We start from the raw sequence: 21698 nt of genomic DNA on the forward strand, positions 1-21698 counted from the left end.
GGAGAGGGGGATTTTTTATTGTTGTTTTGCATTTTCGAATAGTGAAATGGCCTTTTTGCGTCTTTCCTTGTGATCAACTGTCGGCAGCGGGTATGTATCCCCTAGTACACAGCTCGATTTCAGTTGTTCATCAGTCGGCATTTTACTTGGTTCATGAATCCATTTTTCATCAACATGCTCTAGCTCTGGTACATATTTTCTAATATATTCCCCGCTTGGATCAAACCGCTTCGACTGGGTCGTTGGGTTAAAAATACGGAAGTACGGCACGGCATCTGTCCCAACAGAAGCTGCCCACTGAAATCCTCCGATATTCGAAGCCTCATCATAATCCACAAGCTTTTTTGCAAAATACGCTTCTCCCTTTCTCCAATCAATCAAATAATCTTTTGTTAAAAATGAGGCGGTGACCATCCTTAAACGGTTATGCATCCAGCCTTCCTCATTTAACTGTCTCATCCCTGCATCAACGAGAGGAAAGCCTGTTTCACCTTTACACCATGCTTCAAACAGCGTCTCATCTTCATTCCATTTCACCCCTTGAAACACTGAATTGATTTCTTTTTCTTTCATCTCTGGATAATGAGCATAAATCATATGGTAAAAATCTCGCCACGCCAGCTCTTTAATAAAGGTTTCTCTGCCCTCGTCTTCAAACAGTGCTTCCTCATCTACCGCATGAAAGATCGTTCGAATTGAGATGGTCCCTGTTTTTAAGAAACGTGACAGCTTGCTCGTTCCAAAAACAGATGGAATATCTCGTTTTTCATGGTAACGTGTTAGTCTTTTTTGGATAAAGTCATGCAGCGTGTTCATCGCTTTGTGTGAGCCGATTTGATCAAATTTTCTTGAGCATCTCATGATTATACTGCGCAGTTTGTCATTTCCTTTGTGTGAAAGTGACTCATCACAAATCGTATGAGCGCTATTGAGAAATGATTTGTCAACTTTTATCACAGGCTGCTTCTCTTGCTTTCGCCATGATTGATAGTATGGAGTAAACACTTGATAATGAGTGCCATCCGCTTTTAAAATATCTTGCGCCCCGTGAAGGTGTGTATCTTGCCATTTTGACACATGAATGCCCTTCTTTTCTAAAAAAGCGGTTACTTGATGGTCACGCTTTTGACCGATTCCCACTTGATCTTCATTAAAAAAGACAGCTTTGATGTCATACACATCGATAACTTGCTGAAAGGCACGCAAGACATCTCCACAGAGAAGATGAATATACATTTGAGATTCTCTTGCTACCTTGACGAAATGCGCCAAGTTTTGAAAAAAATGTTCGTTGTTTAAATCGAGGTCCATTTCAGTAAAAAATGGATCTAGATGATAAAGAGCAAATAATTTGCACTCGTGTTTTTTTGCATATGTGATCGCTTTTGATAAGGCGATATGATCATCTAATCGCATATCCCGGCGAAACCAAATCACAACAATGTTGTCCAACCTTCTTCACCTCACTCTATAGTGTAATCACTCTCACTTGCTGCTGCACATTTTAATGCGCTCAAAAAAAGACACATCACGGTGGATGTGTCTCGCTTCTTATTCAGGCTTTAATACAATTAAAAGATCACCGGTTTGAATCGGTTCTCCATTTGTCACATGTATTTCATCTACGACCGCAGAAAATGGAGCTTGTACAGTCGTTTCCATTTTCATGGCTTCATTGATCATCAAATGCTCACCTTGTGAAATTTTCTGCCCTTTTTCGACGAGTACTTTGATGACAGTGCCTGGCATCGATGCGGCGATGTGATTTGGATTTGAACGGTCCGCCTTCATTTTTTCTTGAACGGAGGATTTGATGCTTTCATCCTTAATCACCACTTCACGCGGCTGGCCATTTAACTCAAAGTAAAGAACTCTTGTGGCATCTGGATTCGGTTCACCAATTGATACGAGTTTGACAATCAGGGTTTTTCCTTTTTCGATTTCTACCTCAATCTCTTCTCCAAGCCTCATCCCGTAGAAGAACGTTGGTGTATCAAGAACAGAGATGTCACCATAGCTTTCTGCTGTTTGGACAAATTCAGAAAAGACTTTCGGATATAAAGCATACGCAATTGCGTCTTGCTCTGTTAACGTCAGGTCATGAGATTCTTTGAACTGCTTCTTAATGTCTTCAAAGTCCACTGGCTTCAGCTTCTCACCAGGTCTGACAGTAAGTGGCTCTTCCCCTTTTAAAATCAGCTTTTGCAGCTTTTCTGGGAATCCGCCATGCGGCTGGCCTAAATAGCCTTTAAATAATTCCACAACAGAATCCGGGAAGTCTAGTGTTGCGCCTTTTTCATAAACATCTTCTTCTGTTAGATCATTTTGCACCATATAAAGTGCCATATCTCCAACTACTTTAGAGGATGGTGTTACCTTTACAATATCACCAAACATGTCATTCACACGTCTGTACATTTCCTTTACTTCATTCCAGCGCTCGCCAAGACCGACACCTTTCGCCTGCTGCTGCAAGTTACTATATTGACCGCCGGGCATTTCATGCTCATAAATTTCTGTATGAGGCGAATTCATGCCGCTTTCAAATTCATGATAGTATTTTCTGACGGAATCCCAGTATTGAGAAAGGCGTTCGACAGATTGGACATTCATGTCTGGCTTTCTTTCATGTCCATCTAAAGCATAATAAAGTGAGCTTGCACTTGGCTGCGATGTGAGTCCTGCCATAGAGCTGACGGCAACATCCACAATATCAACACCTGCATCAATCGCTCTTGCATAGGTGAACAGTCCATTTCCACTCGTGTCATGCGTATGAAGATGGATAGGGATCGTAAGCTCATCTTTTAAAGCAGAGACTAGCTCGTAGGCTGCCTGCGGTTTTAATAGCCCCGCCATATCTTTAATACCTAAAATATGTGCACCGGCAGATTCAAGCTCTTTTGCAAGAGATACATAGTACCCAAGATCATATTTTGGACGAGATGGATCAAGAATATCTCCCGTATAACAAATCGCCGCCTCTGCCACTTTGCCTGATTCCCGAACAGAATCAATGGCAAGCGTCATGCCTTTGACCCAGTTTAAGCTGTCGAAAATACGGAACACATCAATGCCTGCCTCGGCTGATTCTTTTACAAATGCTTTGATCACATTATCTGGATAGTTTGTATATCCGACAGCATTTGATGATCTTAATAGCATTTGGAACAGCGTGTTTGGCACTTCTTGACGAAGCTCTTTCAATCGTTCCCAAGGATCTTCTTTTAAGAAACGGTACGCAACATCAAATGTAGCCCCGCCCCACATTTCCATACTAAACAGCTCTGGCCATAAACCTGCTGTCGGCTGGGCAACTTTCTTTAAATCATGTGTTCTGAAGCGTGTCGCAAGCAGAGACTGATGCGCATCTCTAAAGGTTGTGTCAGTTAAAAGGACGTTACTTTGTTCTTTCACCCAGTTAGCAAGCCCCTCAGGTCCATGCGTATCTAACAATTGTTTTGTCCCAGACGGAATCTCTTGATTGAGAGGAAGCTTCGGAACGTCTGGCTTGTCAAAATGAGGCTTCTTTTTCTCCGCAATACCCGGGAACCCATTAATGGTAACGTTACCAATATAAGTCAACATCTTCGTTCCGCGGTCTTTTTGCTTAGGGAAATTAAATAGCTCTGGCGTTGAGTCGATAAACGATGTATCGTACTCCCCTTTTAGGAACTTCTCATGCTTAGCCACATTTTCAAGAAATGGGATGTTAGTTTTAATTCCGCGAATCCTGAATTCTTGTAAATTTCGAACCATTTTAGCAGCCGCTTGATCAAACGTGAGCGCCCATGTAGACAGCTTGACCAATAGTGAGTCGTAATAAGGTGTAATGACCGCACCTTGGAAGCTGTTCCCTGTATCAAGACGTACACCAAATCCCCCACCTGAGCGGTAGGCCATAATTTTTCCTGTGTCTGGCATAAAGTCATTTAAAGGATCTTCTGTTGTGACCCTTGATTGAATGGCAAAGCCGTGTGTAAAGATATCTTCTTGCTTTGGAATACCAACTTCTTTGCTGTGAAGGTTATGCCCCTTTGCAACAAGAATTTGGGTTTGAACGATATCGACACCTGTGATCATTTCTGTGATCGTGTGTTCTACCTGCACCCTTGGATTGACTTCAATAAAGTAAAACTCTCCATTTGCAACTAGGAATTCTACAGTCCCTGCATTAATGTACGATACATTCTGGGCCAGCTGGACAGCCGCTTCGCAAATATCTTCACGCAATTGATCTGTTAGAGACACACTTGGCGCCACTTCAATGACCTTTTGATGCCGCCTTTGAACAGAGCAGTCACGCTCATATAAATGAATGATATTGCCGTGATTGTCTCCAATCACCTGCACTTCAATATGTTTTGGATTTTCAATCAGCTTTTCAACGTATACTTCGTCATTTCCAAAAGCAGCTTTGGCCTCTGACTTCGCACGGTCATAGGCTTCCTTCAGCTCTTCTTTTGATCTGACAATCCGCATACCCCGGCCGCCGCCGCCTAGTGAAGCTTTAATAATAAACGGGTAACCGTATTCTTCACCGAATTTTTCGACTTCTTCGACCGAATCAACTGGTCCGTCACTTCCTGGAATGACTGGAATACCAGCTTTTTTCGCTTCATCTCTCGCCTTTACTTTATCTCCAAACATATCTAAATGCTGAGAAGTTGGACCGATAAATTGAATGCCTTCCTCTTCGCATCGTCTTGCAAAATGAATGTTTTCGGATAAAAATCCGTAGCCTGGATGAATTGCATCCACGTCATTTCGTTTTGCAATTTCGATGATCCCCTCGATATCGAGGTAGGCATCAATCGGTTTCTTCCCTTCTCCAACTAGATATGCTTCATCAGCTTTATAGCGATGATAAGAGCCCGAGTCTTCTTTGGAATAAATGGCCACTGTACGTAAATTGAGCTCCGTACAGGCCCTGAAGACTCTGATAGCGATTTCCCCTCTGTTTGCAACTAGAACCTTTTGAATTGTTCTCTGTGACATTCTCACTCCTCCATATCCCTTAAAATTTTATATGTACTCTATAATAAAGGAAGAAATGAAAACTGTACACTTTTGTTTTCTAAAGATTCAAAGTTTTCTGCAATCCATTTTTTTCAACCGCTGGTTTGCTCATTGATTTTTTCTTTTTGTAACGCTCTTTATATTCAGTAAACATACTGATATTCAGCAGCATTCCCATACAGATGCTAAGTAAAATGATAGACGATCCCCCGTAGCTGATAAACGGAAGTGTCACCCCAGTAATTGGAATAAGACCTGAAACACCGCCTAAATTGATACAAGTTTGGATCGCAATCATGGAGGAAATTCCTATTGCAAGCAAACTTCCAAACGGATCTTCACACTTTCTCGCAATATAAAAACCTTTCACGACGATGAAACCAAGAAGAGCGAGAACAAAAAACACGCCGAAAAAGCCAAGCTCTTCTGAGATAATTGCCATGATAAAGTCTGTGTGCGGTTCTGGAAGATACCCGTACTTTTGAACGCTTTCTCCTAGACCGAGTCCAAAAAAGCCGCCTGATCCAATCGCATAATATGAATTAATCAATTGATGCCCAGTAGCCCCTGCATCTTTAAATGGATCTTGGAAACTCTCAAAACGTCCGAGACGATTTTGCGTGAAAATTTTATCCCAAAAAAGAATAATAAACGGGGTCACGACGACCATTACTGCACTAAATAGCGCCAGCAGCTTCGCAAGCGTTTTGCCGCTAAAGCCTGAGCATAAAATCATCGCAAGGGCAATCATGCCAATGATAAAGGCTGTCCCATAGTCTGGCTGCAAAATGATAAATCCGCACAGGATAGAGACAATCACGATTGGAGGCGTGACACCTCTTAAAATATGATCAATATAATGCTGCTTTTTGGCATACACCGCAGCAAGATAGATGATGACGACAATCTTTACAAATTCAGCTGGCTGAAGACTAAAAGGGCCTAATTTGATCCAGCTTCTTGCGTTCCCTGCAATATGACCGCCAAAGTACACATAGATGAGGGAAAAAACTGAAATCAGCAGCATACCAATCTGGAATTTCTTATTTGAAAACAGCTGATATGGAACTAATGCTGTAAAGATCAAGATGACTGCTCCAACAATCATAAATAAGAGCTGTTTCTTAAAAAAGTTATCTGGCGCGGCATCGTATCTGATAACAGATGTAATCATACTTGAGCTATACACCATAACCAAACCAAATGCGCTGATTAAGATAATGGCGAACAATAATGAGTAGTCATACGATTTTAGCATTCTCTTTAACATATAATCCTCTTCCTAACGTCTGTTTCTACTGCTTGATATCTTCTTAGCTGTTCTTATTCTACTACATTTTCTCCGTTTGATCCCGTTTTACCTCTTTTATATTGTTCGTCATTCATGAAAGAATCAAGTCCGTTTGCCGTCAATCCATCAAAAGAAAATAGGGGACAAAAAAACTCAAACTTATGTTGTGGAAGTTTGAGTTTTCAATCGTTATTTTTTTGTGAACGCATCATGAAGTGCGGAAAGCTCTCTCTCAAGTTTATCGAGTAGTTTCTTGCCTTCATGTTGATCAACTAATCCAAGCCGGACAGCAAAATCAATCTCTCTCGATAATCCGAACATTTGAGTATCTAAAACCTCTTCATAAAGAGGACATTGCGGCATCGTTAAGTTGTCCATTTGCACTTGGATCAATTTTAAAATTTTATCTGCATCCAATTTTAATAAAGCCAGTGCTTTTTGCCGATGATCGACTAAAATTTCTGACGCCAAAAGTATCCCTCCGTTCCCCAGGCGAGTACCTAATTCTTCTATTTATCATAAAGCGAAACGCCCAAAATTGCAAGCAGATTTGTACAGTTCGCTTTGTGAAAATAAAAAGAAGACATTTCTCATTAAAAGATACTCATCTCATATTTTTCACTCATGAGCTCAAGCAGCTTAATCCCAGCAATACTATTCCCTTTTTCATCCAGGGCAGGACCGAAAATTCCGATTCCAAAATCATATGGTGCCGCTCCCATAATTCCGCCTGAAACACCGCTTTTAGCAGGTATGCCGATATTAATGGCAAATTCCCCGCTTGCATTATACATGCCGCACGTCACCATAAAGGTTTTACAAATTCTAGCGACATCTTTTGAAAGAATTTGCTTGCCCGTCTCTGGATGTCTGCCATCTAATGAAAAAACACAAGCAATTTTCGCCAAATCTAAGCTGTTCATCATGATGGCGCATTGTTTCGTATACACGTCCATGACCTCTTCTACGTTCCCTCTAATAATATGATATTGCTTCATATAATAGCACATAGCCCGGTTAATCATCGATGTCTCAAATTCGGATGCGGCTGTCTCTTTGCAGTATGTAATGCTTTTATCATTTGCGAGCTCTCTAATAAAGCCAAGCAGGCGGTTCAGCTGATCTTGCGGAGTGGCTCCTCTTATTAAGCTTGTGACTGCAAGCGCTCCTGCATTAATCATTGGATTCAGCGGCTTATTCGGACTTGCTGTTTCCAGCTTTATCATTGAATTAAATGGGTCACCTGTAGGCTCTTGTCCAACAAATTGAAAGACTTTTTTTGGCCCTTCTTCTGAAAGCACGAGCGCAAGAGCTAATACTTTAGAAATACTTTGCAGGGTAAAGCGTTTATCTACATCTCCTGCCGAGTGGCAAGTATTACTCACATGGTACACAGCCACAGATAAATCCGTCTGATCCGCTTTGGCGAGAGCGGGAATATAGGATGCTACTTTGCCATCTTTGGCCACTTTTTTTGCTTCTTCTACAAATCGCTGAAGCTCTTCATTGTCACGACATGCCATGCCCAACATCCTCCCTATCTTTCATGTACGATTAGTGTGTACAAGGAAAAGCATGTTTATGAAAGTGACAAAGCAGACGAAAACTTCTATAATTTATGTTGGAAAGGGGTTGTCTTGAACATGAGCATCATTCAAATTAAGGGGAACGTAAAATACAAGATCACCATTGATCCAAGTGTATGGATTTTTGATGACCGCAAATTTTTAATGGATTCATTTTTTGAAAAAAGCACGGCAAATGAAGAAAGTCAGCTGGATCAGGAGCTTGACCAAGAGCGGGTGATCAGAGAAGGACAAACACTTCCACCCACTTTAAAAACAGAGAAGAAGTACGAAAAGGAAAGACTCATCACAGGCAGCTTCGGAATGAAGCTGGGTGATATGCTGAAAAATGCAGAACCGCTTGAACATGCAGACACATGCGAATTTGTCACAGAAACAGAGACAGTTGCTGTTCCGCTTTCTCAGGCAATGGAAAGCATTGCACACTTCAGCCAAAATGGGAAGCCGATGACAGAAGAAGGACCAATCCACGTTTATTTCGCAGATCAGTCCAACCTCACTCAGCCGATAAAAGGTGTCAAAGAGCTCATCATTACATAAGACAGAGGGTCTGGACTACAGCAAATCAGCTGCAAGCTGTGCAAGTCCAGATCTTTCTCCTTTGACAAGCTTGACATGTCCAGATATTTGCTGACCTTTGAACCGCTCAATGACATACGTAAGCCCATTATTTAAGCTGTCTAAATAAGGATGATCAATCTGCTCCGGGTCCCCCATCAGCACGATTTTACTTCCCTCTCCGACGCGCGTTAATAATGTTTTTACCTCGTGTTTCGTTAAATTCTGCGCCTCATCAATGATGATAAATTGATCAGGAATACTTCTTCCACGGATATACGTTAAAGCTTCCACTTGAATAGAACCAATTCCCGCCAAAATCGCATCAAGTTCACCAGGTTTTTTTGTATTAAATAAAAATTCCAGGTTGTCATAAATCGGCTGCATCCATGGTCTGAGTTTCTCTTCCTTTTCACCTGGCAAGTAGCCTAAATCCTTGCCAACAGGGACAATGGAACGGGCTACGATCAGTTTTTTAAACATGCCGAGATCCTCTGTCTGCATTAATCCGGCAGCAAGTGCAAGGAGTGTTTTACCAGTACCCGCTTTTCCGATCAATGTCACAAGCGGAATATCACGTCGCAATAGCAGCTCTAGGGCCATCGTCTGCTGAACATTTTTCGGACGGATTCCCCAAACATGCTCTTGATCATAAATAAGCCGTTTCACATGCTCTGCTTTTTGATCAAGCATTCCTAAAGCAGAGCCGCCTTCATTCCCCTTCATAATGACAAATTGATGAGGGTTTAATGGTGCACTTGTGACTTCTTTTACCAGCAATTGACTTTGCTTATAAAATGTATTCAATTGCTCCGTCGGAATATAGAGCTCATGATAGCCGTTATCAATGTCTTCGTTTTGCAGCACACGGTCACTTAAGAAGTCCTCTGCTTGGAGACCTATAGCATCTGCCTTTACCCTGACTAAGACATCCTTGCTGACCAAAATAACAGGCCGTCCGTGAGGCTTTGTTTCTTCCTCTAAGCTCAAATTTTTCGCGACAGCCAAAATTCGATTATCATTTGTTTTTTCAATAAAAATTTCTTGAAGCTCATGGAAAGAGCGGTGATTCAGCTCAATTCGCAGCGTCCCTTTTGACTCTAGCGTAATTTTTTCATGCAGTTTCCCTTTCGATCTCAAACCGTCGATTAAACGTGAGACACGCCGGGCGTTTTGCCCAACCTCGTCCATGTATCTCTTTTTCGAGTCTACTTCTTCTAACACAACGGCCGGAATGACGACCTCGTTGTCTTCAAATGAAAAGATTGAATTCGGATCCTGTAATAACACATTTGTGTCTAATACATAAATTTTACTCAGGTCCTTCGCCTCCTGATCGGGGTTTCATTCATCCTTGTCTTTCCCAAAACGATTGTTAAAATATATGTTTTCATGAATAAAGTTAGAAGGTTAATTCAACAATAAAATAAATCATGCAGTTTGTGAAGGAGGGAATTTAGATGCGACTATTTTTAACATTATTCATGATTCAATCGATCATTCTGTTAGGCGCTTGCCAGCAGCAGGAAAAGCCAGAAGCGCTGGACAAGCAAGATGGACGCCAGCACTTAGTAAGGGTGTCTGACTCATCCAAGAAAGAGACCAATCAAGCCCGCCCATCCACAGATGTTGCGCAGCATCTTGTCAATGTGACAGAGCACGTAGCAGATGTCAATGATGCAACGGCAATCGTCATCGGCCGTTATGCTGTTGTTGGTATTGATGTAAAAGATGATTTAGATAGAAGCAAAGTAGAAACCATTAAATATTCAGTTGCAAAAGCGCTGAGAAATGACCCGGAAGGCGCAAATGCTGTTGTGGTTGCTGATCCGGATACAGTCAGCCGATTAAAAGAAATGGGCAAAGAAATCCAAGCAGGCCGTCCGGTAAGCGGTATTATGGATGAACTGGCTGCCATTGTCGGCCGCGTGATGCCAGAGATGCCGAGAAATGAGATCGACCGTAACGAAAAGGATCCGACAAATGATCCGAATAATCAGCTCAAAGAACAGGATCAAAAGCAGTTAGAAAAAAATCAAAACGACCAATCAAACCATCATATGAATCAGAAGAACTAATGAGAACGGCTTATATCTCCTGTGATATAAGCCTTTTTCTACGCTGATTTTAAGTAGCTGGAAAACATGCTATAATAAATGCAATAAAGTGAGGTGAAAATGATGAGAGTGAAGTGCTCATTATGTGAAAAGCTTGAAACCATTGATGATGATACACTTGTTGCTAAACGGTTAAGAAACCGGCCTATTCATACATATATGTGCGATGACTGCCAAGAACGCATTAAAATAAAGACTGAAGCTCGCATCAAAACTGGCAGATTCTCTCTTTATCAGGATCCTGCGACGAAAGAGAAAAAGAAGAAAAAAGGAAAGAAAGAACAAAAGACATAAAAAAGACCTGACACATGTTCAGGTCTTTTTTTACGTATTGACTGTTCCTTCTTTTTTCGCACGATGCAGCCGTATTTTATAAATAATCAAAATGGCAGCTGCCACAACCAGTCCTTCCGCTACTGGCAGGAAGATACCTAGAAATGTGAGAAACGTGCAGCCAAAAATCAAAAACAAATAAATCACGAGCGCTTTTAAAATCGGTAAACGTCTTGCAAAGCCGAGCTTAAAAACAATAATCGCTAAAACAAGGATGGTGCCATATAGGAGCCACATCCCTGTTTGCGGATTTTCATCGACACGAAACAGCATCGCGAAAAAGGATAGATTTTCACTTACTTCCTGATCATTCAAAAAGATTCCCTCCCCTTATCTTTCAGGGTTCTATCTTTTTAATTCTTCATGGAATTAAGATAATCCTGCTAGCTTTTTCTTCTTCGCTGCTTTCTCACGTTCGTTTTTGTCTAAAATTTTCTTTCTAAGACGAATGGATTCAGGTGTAACCTCACAGTATTCGTCTTCATTCAAGTACTCAAGAGATTCCTCAAGTGACATAATGCGAGGTTTTTTCATGCTAACTGTTTGATCTTTCGTCGCTGAACGTACGTTTGTTTGTTGTTTCATACGGCTTACGTTTACAACAAGGTCGTTCTCACGGTTATGCTCCCCAACGATCATCCCTTGGTATACTTCAGTACCTGGCTCAACGAAGATCACACCGCGCTCTTCAACACCTTGGATTCCGTAAGCAGTCGCTTTACCTGTTTCCATTGAAACAAGTACACCTTGACGGCGTCCGCCGACTTGACCAGACTGCATTGGCTGGTAGCTGTCAAACGTATGGTTCAAAATACCAAAACCACGAGTTAATGAAAGAAATTCAGTTGTATATCCAATTAAACCACGTGATGGCACTGTAAAGATCAGGCGAACTTGACCGTTACCATTATTGATCATGTCAATCATTTCACCTTTTCTTGCACCCATTGATTCCATAACAGAGCCAGTATGCTCTTCTGGTACATCAATTTGAACGCGCTCTACAGGCTCACATCGAACACCATCAACTTCTTTTACAATAACTTCTGGCTTCGATACTTGTAATTCAAAACCTTCACGTCTCATATTCTCAATGAGAATGGATAAGTGAAGCTCTCCGCGTCCAGAAACAACCCAAGCATCAGGTGAATCAGTTGGATCTACACGAAGACTGACGTCTGTTTGAAGCTGCTGCTCTAAACGCTCTTCGATTTTACGTGATGTCACGTATTTTCCTTCACGGCCTGCAAATGGGCTGTTGTTTACAACAAACGTCATTTGAAGTGTCGGCTCATCAATACGAAGGATTGGAAGTGCTTCTTGGTGTTCTACCGGACAAACCGTTTCACCTACGTTGATGTCTTCCATTCCAGATACAGCGACAAGATCTCCCGCTTTCGCTTCGTTGATTTCCACTCGTTTTAACCCTTGGAAACCAAAGATCTTTGTCACACGGAATTGTTTCACAGTGCCGTCGACTTTCATCAAGGCTACCTGCTGTCCTACTTGCATTGTTCCTCTGAATACACGGCCAATTCCAATTCTGCCGACATAATCATTGTAATCAAGTAGTGCCACTTGGAATTGAAGCGGCTCTTCATGGTTATCAACTGGGCAAGGAATATGGTTCACAATGGCTTCAAACAAAGATTCCATGTTTTCATCTTGCTTGCTCGCATCGTTACTTGCTGTACCATTGATTGCTGATGCATAGACAACTGGGAACTCAAGCTGTTCTTCTGTTGCATCCAATTCAATGAACAAGTCAATCACTTCATCGACTACTTCAGCCGGACGAGCAAAGTCGCGGTCAATTTTATTGACGACAACGATTGGTGTTAAGTTTTGCTCAAGTGCTTTTTTCAGCACAAAGCGTGTTTGAGGCATACAGCCTTCATAAGCATCCACAACAAGGAGTACACCATCTACCATTTTCATGATACGCTCAACTTCACCACCGAAATCGGCGTGTCCGGGTGTATCTAAAATATTAATGCGTGTATCTTTATAATGGATCGCAGTATTTTTAGCTAAAATCGTAATACCGCGCTCTCGCTCTAAATCATTTGAATCCATGGCTCTCTCAGCGATATTTTCATTCGCACGGAAAGTACCAGCTTGATGGAGCAATTGGTCAACAAGCGTCGTTTTACCATGGTCAACGTGGGCAATAATTGCGATGTTGCGAAGGTCTTTTCGAAGTTTCACATTTTCATCTCCTAAAATAATTAGATAACTTTCATATTATATCACAATCCCCTTTAAATGCCGATCGTTTTTCTGTAAACTTATATTAACTCTAAAAAAAGGGATGGGGACATATGAAACAAATCAAATGGCTTCTATTATTATGTGCATTACTTGCAGTTGTCAGTATGGCGTTTATTGGGGTATCTCTTGCTGAAAAAAACATACTGGGCATATGTTTAAGTATCGTGTTCGCCATGATTTTCATGGGTACAGGATTTACATTAAAAAGAAAATTAAACGTGCAATCATAAAATTAGTTAAAAGCCTTTTACATTCTATATGTAGAAGGCTTTTTATTTTGAGTAAAAACAAGACAAATCACCTATGAAAGCTTCATTCATCAGACGGAACGTATCTTGAAGAGTTGACAAAAGTAAGCAATCTGAACCCCTCCATTTTTCGACAAGAACTTTTATAGTTCTCCAAAACCAAACATAAAGTTACAATTTTCCTATTCTTCCACAAAGTTTCTCATGGTATGCTTTTCTTGCAACAAAATTTAACAGAAAAGGGAGAGAAAAGAAGCATGAAGAAGTTTTTGAGCAAATCGCTCAGCTCTGTTGTATTTTTCGCTTTAGCTATCATTCTTACTTTCACAACAGTAGCTCCTGGGCAAGCAAGCGCTGCAACTTTCAAAGGAATTCCTTTTGAACAGCAGCAAATCATTAAAGAATTATTGGAGAAAAACGAGCGTGTCATCAACATTCTCATCAATTCATTTGTTGAGGAAGACAACAACTACACATTTGATGTGAAAAAAGCTGTTGAGCTCGGACTAACTGAAGAAGAAGCGGCGACTGCTGAGAAATTCTTAGATCGCGCAGCTGTTCTTACAATCGTTTTCAGTGAAAGCATCACTAAAAACGAAAAAGGGAAATTGGTTTTTGATGCAGCAAAAGCTGTTGAACTTGGTCTTACAAAAGAAGAAGCGGCTAAATTCGAAAAGCTTTTCAAATCAGTGATCAGAATTGCTGATCTTGCTGGTGATGCCCTTGTTCTAGACAAAAAAGGAAACGTTGTAATTGATTCAAAAATCGCAAAAGGTCTTGGATTCAGCTCTACTGAATTACTTGTTTTCAACCAAATGCTTAAGAAAATTCCTCAAGAGCAATTGAAAACGTTCTATGATGCAGTTCAAATTGCGAAAGAAAAATTAAGCTAAGCTAGAAAAACCCCCACCTGGTTTATCCAGATGGGGGTTTTTTATTTCAGCCAATAAAGAATGATCATCACGACATATCCTATACAAAACGCGATACTTGCTCGATATAACAGCTTGCCATAGTAGCGCTTTTCAAATTTTCTTCTTTCTTCCTTTTCATCTATATATGGCATGAGATCAGGAGTTTGTATAAAGGTTATTGGCTCTTTCATTTCGTGATAAAGGTGTTGGCAGCTCTCGCAGGATTGTAAGTGCTCTGCAACAATTTTATTTGTTTCTGCACTTGTGTCCCCCTCTATATAAAGTGGTAACAATTCTTCAATCAAATAACAGCTCATTTATTGAACTCCTCACAATGTAGCTTTCGCTTCAGCTCTAATCTGGCTCGATGAAGGGTTGTTTTGACTTTAGATAAAGTCCAATTCAAAATTTCTGCTACTTCTTCATATGACAATTCTTGAATATCTCTTAAAATAAGGACCTCCCGGTAGGAATCCTTCAGCTGATAAATATGATGCCACAGCCTTTCGATGTCAGCTTGTTTTTCAATGTGATCTTCTGGTGTCGTGAACGACTGCTGCTCTAAGAAATCCATTTCCTCTACGTTCGTAAAAGTCCATTTTACTTTTCGGCGATAATCATTCACAAATGTGTGATACGCAATGGTATAAAGCCATGTTTTTATACTTGAATGTCCCTTAAAGGAGGACAACCCATGAAGTGCCTTCATAAATACGTCCTGCGCAAGGTCCTTGGCCGTTTCCATATTTCCCGTCCGGCGATATAAATATTTGGTGATTTCCTGAAAATATTCTTCATAGATTTTTTCAATTTGCTCTGCTGGTCTGGACATCAAAAATAAAACCACACAGTCATCCAAATCGATAAAACGATAAAAAAGAAATATAATGAGTAAATAAACCCTTTCATACGTTTTAACTCGTCATAGTCATTCTGACTTTCCATCGGCGCTGAAGACTGCTTTTTACCCGTGTCCACATGCTGAAATTGCTGCTCGTGTGCCTTCATCCAGCTCGCTGCCTCGGCTCCCAGATCCCCTTCTTGATACAGTTCATATAAGTCTTGAAAGATGGCTTGTTTTTCTTTATCTGTCAAAACGATGCACCTCTTTTGTTCGTCCATTCACTTCATAGATTTTATGCTCATTTGATCCGAAGGTTTGGATGATGACAAGCCATGAAATGTCGATGTTCCCTTCTTTGTCGATCATCTTCACAGGTTTTATTTGTTTTTTATAAATCGTATATGGTTTATACCTTTTAAGTACTTGCTGATAGACGTCCTCCCGATCTTGATTAGATACTGCGTGCGGGATTGAAGAATCTGATTGTACTCTCAACTCAATTCCATCATCCCCTTTAAACAGATTGGCGACATGAGAGAAACGGTTAAACGTATATTGTTTGCTTTCACTAGTACCTGTTTCTTTCCTTACGTCTTTTGGCGTTTTCCCTATGATTTTTAACAAATCTTCATCGCTGACGTTCCCTTTTTTCTGTTGAAGAATCGTTTTTGACAGCTTAAAGCTGATAACTTCTTTTGTTGAGCCATTAAACAGAAACTCCGATTGATCTTTAGTTGTGACCCTCACTTCATGCTGCCAATTAAAATAAAATTCATCAATGCCTGTGATTTGATAAGCTGGCGGCTTTAAATTTAAATGTTTATAAATACTGTTGATCCTGTTTTTTATCTCCGTTTCTGTTAAACGGATGCCGTCTATATCCTTTAATTGAAAGATGGCGTTTACGTATCGCGCTTGTCGAAGCGTCCCTTTTTTCCAGGTGGCAGACGCTAAACTGTCCTCTTCATTCTGAGACATTTTTGGCAGAAGAAGAACGTCCGTTTCTCCGTCCTCTTTTTGTACAGTCAATTGAATGCGATTGAGATCTATTGACCGCCCGCTTCTTTCGAAAAATTCAATGGTTTTTTTCCTATATTCTTTATCGGTCATCTCCTTTCCCTCTACACGACCTCGATAAGAATATCCGCTTAATTCACCTGTAAACGGAGAAATATTCACTTCATACTGATCATCTGCAAACACGTAATGGTAAGGGATAGGCTGATGACTAGTATTTAAATACAGCGATTGATTCTCCGGTACAAACTTTGAAGCGAATGCTTTTGCACTTGCTGCTGATAAAGGGCGATATTCTTCTGAAAAAGTATCTACCAGTTCCGTTTTGGTAAATTGGAACATGGTATGAGGAATATTGACAACCGGGTTGAGTAACAGCAGAAAAAAGACAGTTATACAACCAACGCCCCACTTCCTTAATCTCAGCTTGTCCCGTAGTAAAGCAGATAACAAATCAATCGTCATAAAGCTTCCTGCTGCTGCCGCTAAAATGACTATCGATTTAAATGAAGATTGGAGCTCATGCTTCGAGATAGAAGGATAAAATATATAAAGCAAGGCTGCGAAAATTAAGCCATAGAAGAAAAGCAATTCCTTCCACTTTCGGTGCCAAAACAAGCGAAAGAAAAGGTGCAGCAGCAAAGCGGCAAAGCAAGCCATAACCAAAATGGTGATCATATCTCTCCATACTAGCCCCGTATCACCGCTAAGAAAGAACTTTTTGCTTTCAGCAAACACAATAAACACTGTTTGACATAAAGGCAGAAGTAATACAGATAAATCAAAAACAAAGAACATACCTTTATTTTTTAAATAAGGAAGAGTAATCACATAGTACAGTGATGCAAGCAAGACATACCCATAAATGAGAAATTGCATGAAATCTGTCAGCACTTCAAATGTTTCGATCGTATACTGTCTAGACAGAACTTGGTGGATCATTTCAACTGTCATCCCGCCAAGCAGAACAACTCTTAATACGATTCCAGCATAAAATACATAACTACTCCTCTTTTCTTTCCATATGGGGAGTGTTACGAACAGGACAAATAGTCCAAGTACACACCATTGAATGATGTGGATACTGTACTCATTTAAAATAAAATACCTTTCAAAATGGAGCGATAAATCACTAAACAAATCAAACATTGATACACAATCCTTTACTTGAAATTAAGGCCTCATTCGTATAGACATCCGCCTTACCAAAAAGTTTCAGGAAAAACAAAAAATCACTTCATTCTCATGAAGTGATGTCGTTTATTTTTTATTTCCGCTTCCTTTTATGTAATCATGCAAGATTTTTTCACAAATGGATCGATTTCCAGCCACTATACTGTTTTTGTCTAGGAACGTAAGACGTTCTCCGTGAATATTTGAGTAAACGGCCCCTACTTCATCAAGCAGTACGCAGCCCGCTGCATAATCCCACGGCGCAAGCCTTAAGGTGACATATGCGTCACTTCTGCCGCTTGCAATATAAGCAAGCTCAAGGGCAGCTGATCCAATCGTTCGTGTCCCTCTCACGTCACGCACAAGACGGGCAAATGGTTTGGCGTCAAAATAAGGGCTTTCAATCGCCCATGTCGGATTAATACCCACAATGGCTTTTTCAATCTCCACATCTTTTAATGGCGGGAGCAGGATATCGTTCATATAGGCTCCTTCTCCTTTAATGGCATGGTAGAGCTCGTCATGAATGACGTCATAAATAAGACCGATTTTCCCCACACCATTTTCAAATATCCCGATTGAAATGGCAAAGTTTCGTTTTTGATGGACAAAGTTCATTGTGCCATCGATCGGATCAATGATCCACACAATTCCATCGAGTGAGGTGACCTCTTCCCCTTGTCCCTCTTCTCCTAAAATGTGATGATCTGAAAATGTCGACTGTATTTTTTCAATAAAAAAACGTTCTGTTTCTTTATCGATATTCGTGACTAGATCATTTGGATTTGATTTTGTTTCAATTGATAGACCTTCCTGCATGGACGCTTTAATACGGCTTCCTGCTTCTTTTACCCAGAGCTTTGCAAGACGGTCAATTTCCACCCAGTTTGTCATCAGATTGTAAACCTCTTTTCTATGTAGGACCTATTTGTAATAGCATACTGATATTATGTACGTAAAAGCAAGAAAAAAGCAGCTTCATACAAAAACGAACCGATGAATTGGTTCGTTTTTACCTCACGCTGTTTTACCCTTGAAGCTGCTCCCATTCTTTTCTTAGGCGCTCAAGCTTTCGTTTGCTGCGTTCGATTTGGATGTCATCTTTTTGTTCGATGGCTTCATGAAGCGTAGAAAGCTCATAATCAACCTCTAATCTCCACACAGCGATGCGATTTTTCTTCTCCTGTCTATAGCCCTGCTTCACGATTTGCTTCATTGGTCAACGCCCCTTCCAGAGAATGATTCATTCCTTGTCAGTTTTCATTGATAAAAATTCAATCGATAAGAGAAATGGTTCTTGCTTATATCGTATGAAGCGATCGCATAACCGCAACGACATTCTGAAAATTGTGTCTTTACCTATTAATGATGTACCACAAATTGAAAGGTTTTAAACGCTGCACCACGCCCTTTTATCTGCCGGTGCATCTTTTTTTGAGCTTGACCCAAGCTATGATAAAATATGATCAGCGAAAAGATACAGGAGGCATAACATGAGTGAAATACGTTTTAGAGATGAAGATTTTGAAACATTCACAGTTGATGGTTTAGATGAACGAATGACTGTATTAAAAGAAAGAGTCCGTCCAAAGCTTGAGGCACTTGGCGAACATTTTGCACCACTTCTTTCTTCTATTACAGGAGACGAAATGTTTGTACACGTCGCAAAGCATGCTAGAAGATCTGTCAACCCGCCAAATGATACATGGGTTGCTTTTGCAAACAGTAAGCGCGGATATAAAAAGCTCCCTCATTTTCAAATTGGGCTTTGGAAAACACATGTCTTTGTCTGGTTTGCGCTCATTTATGAATCTCCAGTTAAGGGTGAGTACGGCCAGCTATTTGAAAAAGAGCTAGACACCATCCAGCAGAAAATACCGCAAGATTTTGTTTGGTCTAAAGATCATATGAAACCAGATGTCATGCGTCACAGCGAACTAGATTCCGAACAGCTGAAAACGCTTTTTGAACGTGTTCAAACAGTGAAGAAAGCCGAGCTTCTGTGCGGTATTCAGCTGCCTAGAGAGGAAGTCGTTCAAATGAATAATGAAGAATTCCTATCGAAAATCGAAAATGCCTTCCGCACGCTGACGTATCTATACCGCTTCACACAGAAAGAATCTGTATAAAAAAACGAGCCTTTATAGGCTCGATTCAAATTGTTGACAAAGGGCTAAAATGATTTTGATTTTAGCCCTTTGTCTTCTTTTTCAGCGTGATAGAAAACCTTTGAAGTCTAGGAAGGACGAGTACCCGCGCGGAGCGAATTTGACATTCGTGAGCACCGGCACGCAGGCCTGACACCGAATGCGAGGGTTTGTCTGCACGCTGAAACGAGCCTTTATAGGCTCGTTTTTTACATACGTATAATAGCAGTCTCTTCTGCCTCTCTTGCGGTTTTCACTGCACGATAAGGGGAATACCCGCTTCCCTTTTCAAATGCTGCACAATGCGTTTTTTCCTCTGCTTTTGATGGCACAACCTCTTTAAATCGTTTATAAGCATCTAATAACTCCTGCTTCGCAATTCCTTTTTCATAGGCTTTTTCAACAGCCTGAAAAAATGAAATGACTGCAATTTTTTCCTCTGTCGTCCAGTCGACATCCATTGGATATTGATATTCCATTTACTTGTCCCTCACTTTAACACTCATTTCTCATTTGAACTTTTATTATAGCATCTGTTTGATCAGAAACCGATTGATTTTATGCTTTACATTCCGATCAGTTCATAATATAATTCTTTTGTTTTATGCAATGAAATCTGCTGTAATTGGCACAATAATAGCAGGTATTTCGATGAAGGTGGGAAAGCAATTGTCACAACATGATACACCCTTATATACTGGACTAAAAAAACACGCAGCAACCAATCCAGTCCAATTTCACATTCCAGGCCATAAAAAAGGAGCCGGAATGGATCCTGAATTTAGAGCATTCATTGGCGACAATGCATTAAGCATTGACCTCATTAATATAGAACCTCTCGATGATTTACATTCTCCTCGAGGGATGATAAAAGAAGCACAGGAGCTTGCTGCTGAAGCCTTCGGTGCTGATCATACGTTTTTCTCCATTCAAGGCACAAGCGGCGCTATCATGACAATGGTGATGACGGTATGCGGGCCTGGAGATAAAATTATCGTTCCGCGTAATGTCCATAAATCAATTATGTCCGCGATTGTATTTTCTGGCGCAGTTCCTGTTTTTATTCACCCAGAAATAGACAAAGAACTTGGCATCTCTCACGGTATTACACCTGAATCAGCCAAAAAGGCGCTCACTGAGCATCCAGATGCGAAAGGTTTGCTTGTCATTAATCCAACGTATTTTGGTATTTCAGCTGACTTAAAATCAATCGTAGACATTGCCCATTCATTTGATGTGCCTGTCCTTGTCGATGAAGCACACGGTGTGCATATACATTTTCACGATGAGCTTCCCCTCTCTGCGATGCAGGCAGGTGCCGACATGGCAGCAACAAGTGTCCATAAACTCGGCGGCTCTCTTACGCAGAGCTCTATTTTAAATATGAAGGAAGGGCTTGTTTCAAAAGACCGAGTGCAATCGATTTTGAGTATGCTGACGACAACGTCCACTTCTTATTTGCTCTTAGCGTCACTTGATGTCGCTCGAAAACGATTAGCCACTGAAGGAAAGGCACTAGCTCAAGAAGCCATTCGTTTAGCTGAATCAGCGAGAGACCGCTTGAATCAAATTGAAGGCATTACCTGCATTGGCAAGGAAGTACTCGGTTCAGCTTCCACTTACGATTATGACCCAACGAAATTAATTATCTCCATTAAAGACCTTGGGTTAAACGGACATGATGTCGAAAAATGGCTGAGAGAAAGCTATCGAATTGAAGTAGAGCTCTCTGACCTTTACAACATTTTATGTATCGTTACCCCTGGCGATTCAGATGAGACAATTGATACGCTCGTGACGGCGATGCAGGAAATTGCCGCAGCCTCTACTCGTGAGAGCGGCAAACAAGCAGTAACGGAAGTGCTGCTGCCTGAGATCCCATCGCTTGCTATGACGCCGCGTGACGCCTTTTACGCTACAACGGAAGTCGTTCCATTTAAGGAAGCAGTCGGCCGCATTATCGCAGAGTTTGTGATGGTGTATCCGCCAGGTATTCCGATTTTTATACCAGGTGAAATTATCACAGAAGAAAATATATCGTATATCTTTAAAAATATTGAAATTGGTCTCCCTGTCCAAGGACCTGAAGATTCAACGCTTGAAATGATCCGTGTGATTAAGGAACAAAAACCAATTTTATAAAAAAGAAACATGCAGCCCCAAATGGAGCTGCATGCTTT

The 21698-nt window shown here is 40.8% G+C and carries 22 protein-coding genes; 7 read left to right on the forward strand and 15 right to left on the reverse strand.

What is annotated here, in order from left to right:
- Positions 1–15 precede the first annotated feature (15 nt).
- From M1D84_RS11670 to glsA, 5 genes are all read right to left on the reverse strand, one after another.
- Positions 16–1416 carry a cryptochrome/photolyase family protein gene (locus M1D84_RS11670; protein WP_458106468.1) on the reverse strand — a complete coding sequence of 467 codons (1401 nt, stop codon included), beginning with the start codon at positions 1414–1416 and terminating at the stop codon, positions 16–18.
- Between the two features lie 135 nt (positions 1417–1551).
- Complete coding sequence (gene pyc, locus M1D84_RS11675; RefSeq protein WP_034621095.1) at positions 1552–4998, reverse strand: pyruvate carboxylase; 3447 nt, start codon at positions 4996–4998, stop codon at positions 1552–1554.
- A gap of 79 nt (positions 4999–5077) precedes the next feature.
- Complete coding sequence (ftsW, locus tag M1D84_RS11680; protein WP_025092373.1) at positions 5078–6289, reverse strand: putative lipid II flippase FtsW; 1212 nt, start codon at positions 6287–6289, stop codon at positions 5078–5080.
- 210 nt (positions 6290–6499) lie between these two features.
- Positions 6500–6781, reverse strand: a complete 282-nt coding sequence (locus tag M1D84_RS11685; RefSeq protein WP_003212509.1) for a YlaN family protein — start codon at positions 6779–6781, stop codon at positions 6500–6502.
- Between the two features lie 122 nt (positions 6782–6903).
- Positions 6904–7833, reverse strand: a complete 930-nt coding sequence (glsA, locus tag M1D84_RS11690; protein WP_044334025.1) for a glutaminase A — start codon at positions 7831–7833, stop codon at positions 6904–6906.
- 120 nt (positions 7834–7953) lie between these two features.
- Here glsA and M1D84_RS11695 point away from each other — a divergent pair, with 120 nt between their 5' ends.
- Positions 7954–8436: a hypothetical protein gene (locus M1D84_RS11695; RefSeq protein WP_087977216.1), complete on the forward strand. Its 483-nt coding sequence runs from the start codon at positions 7954–7956 to the stop codon at positions 8434–8436.
- Positions 8437–8451: 15 nt separating this feature from the next.
- Here M1D84_RS11695 and M1D84_RS11700 read toward each other — a convergent pair whose 3' ends face one another.
- Complete coding sequence (locus tag M1D84_RS11700) at positions 8452–9774, reverse strand: PhoH family protein (RefSeq protein WP_213404948.1); 1323 nt, start codon at positions 9772–9774, stop codon at positions 8452–8454.
- Positions 9775–9914: 140 nt separating this feature from the next.
- On the opposite strand from M1D84_RS11700, the gene M1D84_RS11705 reads away from it, so the two are divergent.
- The gene (locus M1D84_RS11705) at positions 9915–10532 is read left to right on the forward strand and encodes a YhcN/YlaJ family sporulation lipoprotein (RefSeq protein ID WP_133743858.1); all 618 of its coding nucleotides are present in this window, start codon (positions 9915–9917) and stop codon (positions 10530–10532) included.
- 102 nt (positions 10533–10634) lie between these two features.
- Positions 10635–10865 carry a YlaI family protein gene (locus M1D84_RS11710; RefSeq protein WP_024424769.1) on the forward strand — a complete coding sequence of 77 codons (231 nt, stop codon included), beginning with the start codon at positions 10635–10637 and terminating at the stop codon, positions 10863–10865.
- A 30-nt stretch (positions 10866–10895) separates the two neighbouring features.
- Here M1D84_RS11710 and M1D84_RS11715 read toward each other — a convergent pair whose 3' ends face one another.
- Both M1D84_RS11715 and typA read right to left on the reverse strand, forming a co-directional pair.
- Positions 10896–11177 carry a YlaH-like family protein gene (locus tag M1D84_RS11715; RefSeq protein WP_044334035.1) on the reverse strand — a complete coding sequence of 94 codons (282 nt, stop codon included), beginning with the start codon at positions 11175–11177 and terminating at the stop codon, positions 10896–10898.
- A 96-nt stretch (positions 11178–11273) separates the two neighbouring features.
- The gene (gene typA / locus M1D84_RS11720) at positions 11274–13112 is read right to left on the reverse strand and encodes a translational GTPase TypA (RefSeq protein ID WP_041084955.1); all 1839 of its coding nucleotides are present in this window, start codon (positions 13110–13112) and stop codon (positions 11274–11276) included.
- A 113-nt stretch (positions 13113–13225) separates the two neighbouring features.
- Between typA and M1D84_RS11725 the strand changes: the two genes are divergently transcribed.
- Both M1D84_RS11725 and M1D84_RS11730 read left to right on the forward strand, forming a co-directional pair.
- A complete protein-coding gene (locus tag M1D84_RS11725) occupies positions 13226–13405 on the forward strand; it encodes a DUF5325 family protein (protein WP_024424767.1) in 180 nt (59 codons plus the stop codon).
- Between the two features lie 275 nt (positions 13406–13680).
- Positions 13681–14316, forward strand: a complete 636-nt coding sequence (locus M1D84_RS11730; protein WP_024424766.1) for a hypothetical protein — start codon at positions 13681–13683, stop codon at positions 14314–14316.
- Positions 14317–14357: 41 nt separating this feature from the next.
- Here the strand turns inward: M1D84_RS11730 and M1D84_RS11735 are convergent, their stop codons facing one another.
- From M1D84_RS11735 to M1D84_RS11760, 6 genes are all read right to left on the reverse strand, one after another.
- Complete coding sequence (locus M1D84_RS11735; protein ID WP_044334015.1) at positions 14358–14654, reverse strand: anti-sigma factor family protein; 297 nt, start codon at positions 14652–14654, stop codon at positions 14358–14360.
- Complete coding sequence (locus M1D84_RS11740; protein WP_187470532.1) at positions 14651–15169, reverse strand: sigma-70 family RNA polymerase sigma factor; 519 nt, start codon at positions 15167–15169, stop codon at positions 14651–14653. Before M1D84_RS11740 ends, M1D84_RS11735 begins: the two co-directional genes overlap by 4 nt.
- Complete coding sequence (locus tag M1D84_RS11745; RefSeq protein WP_283860055.1) at positions 15169–15432, reverse strand: hypothetical protein; 264 nt, start codon at positions 15430–15432, stop codon at positions 15169–15171. Before M1D84_RS11745 ends, M1D84_RS11740 begins: the two co-directional genes overlap by 1 nt.
- A complete protein-coding gene (locus M1D84_RS11750; RefSeq protein WP_216100329.1) occupies positions 15422–17347 on the reverse strand; it encodes a hypothetical protein in 1926 nt (641 codons plus the stop codon). Before M1D84_RS11750 ends, M1D84_RS11745 begins: the two co-directional genes overlap by 11 nt.
- Before the next feature lie 111 nt (positions 17348–17458).
- Complete coding sequence (locus M1D84_RS11755; protein ID WP_024426895.1) at positions 17459–18265, reverse strand: inositol monophosphatase family protein; 807 nt, start codon at positions 18263–18265, stop codon at positions 17459–17461.
- Between the two features lie 133 nt (positions 18266–18398).
- A complete protein-coding gene (locus tag M1D84_RS11760; RefSeq protein ID WP_024424761.1) occupies positions 18399–18587 on the reverse strand; it encodes a hypothetical protein in 189 nt (62 codons plus the stop codon).
- Positions 18588–18864: 277 nt separating this feature from the next.
- Here M1D84_RS11760 and M1D84_RS11765 point away from each other — a divergent pair, with 277 nt between their 5' ends.
- Complete coding sequence (locus tag M1D84_RS11765) at positions 18865–19500, forward strand: DUF1054 domain-containing protein (RefSeq protein ID WP_103132175.1); 636 nt, start codon at positions 18865–18867, stop codon at positions 19498–19500.
- A gap of 227 nt (positions 19501–19727) precedes the next feature.
- On the opposite strand, the gene M1D84_RS11770 is transcribed toward M1D84_RS11765, so the two are convergent.
- The gene (locus M1D84_RS11770; RefSeq protein ID WP_024424759.1) at positions 19728–19997 is read right to left on the reverse strand and encodes a UPF0223 family protein; all 270 of its coding nucleotides are present in this window, start codon (positions 19995–19997) and stop codon (positions 19728–19730) included.
- 190 nt (positions 19998–20187) lie between these two features.
- On the opposite strand from M1D84_RS11770, the gene M1D84_RS11775 reads away from it, so the two are divergent.
- On the forward strand, positions 20188–21660 hold the full coding sequence (locus tag M1D84_RS11775) for an aminotransferase class I/II-fold pyridoxal phosphate-dependent enzyme (RefSeq protein WP_120207552.1): 1473 nt from the start codon (positions 20188–20190) through the stop codon (positions 21658–21660).
- Positions 21661–21698: the final 38 nt, after the last annotated feature.

This window comes from Bacillus sp. PK5-006 (assembly GCF_054161415.1).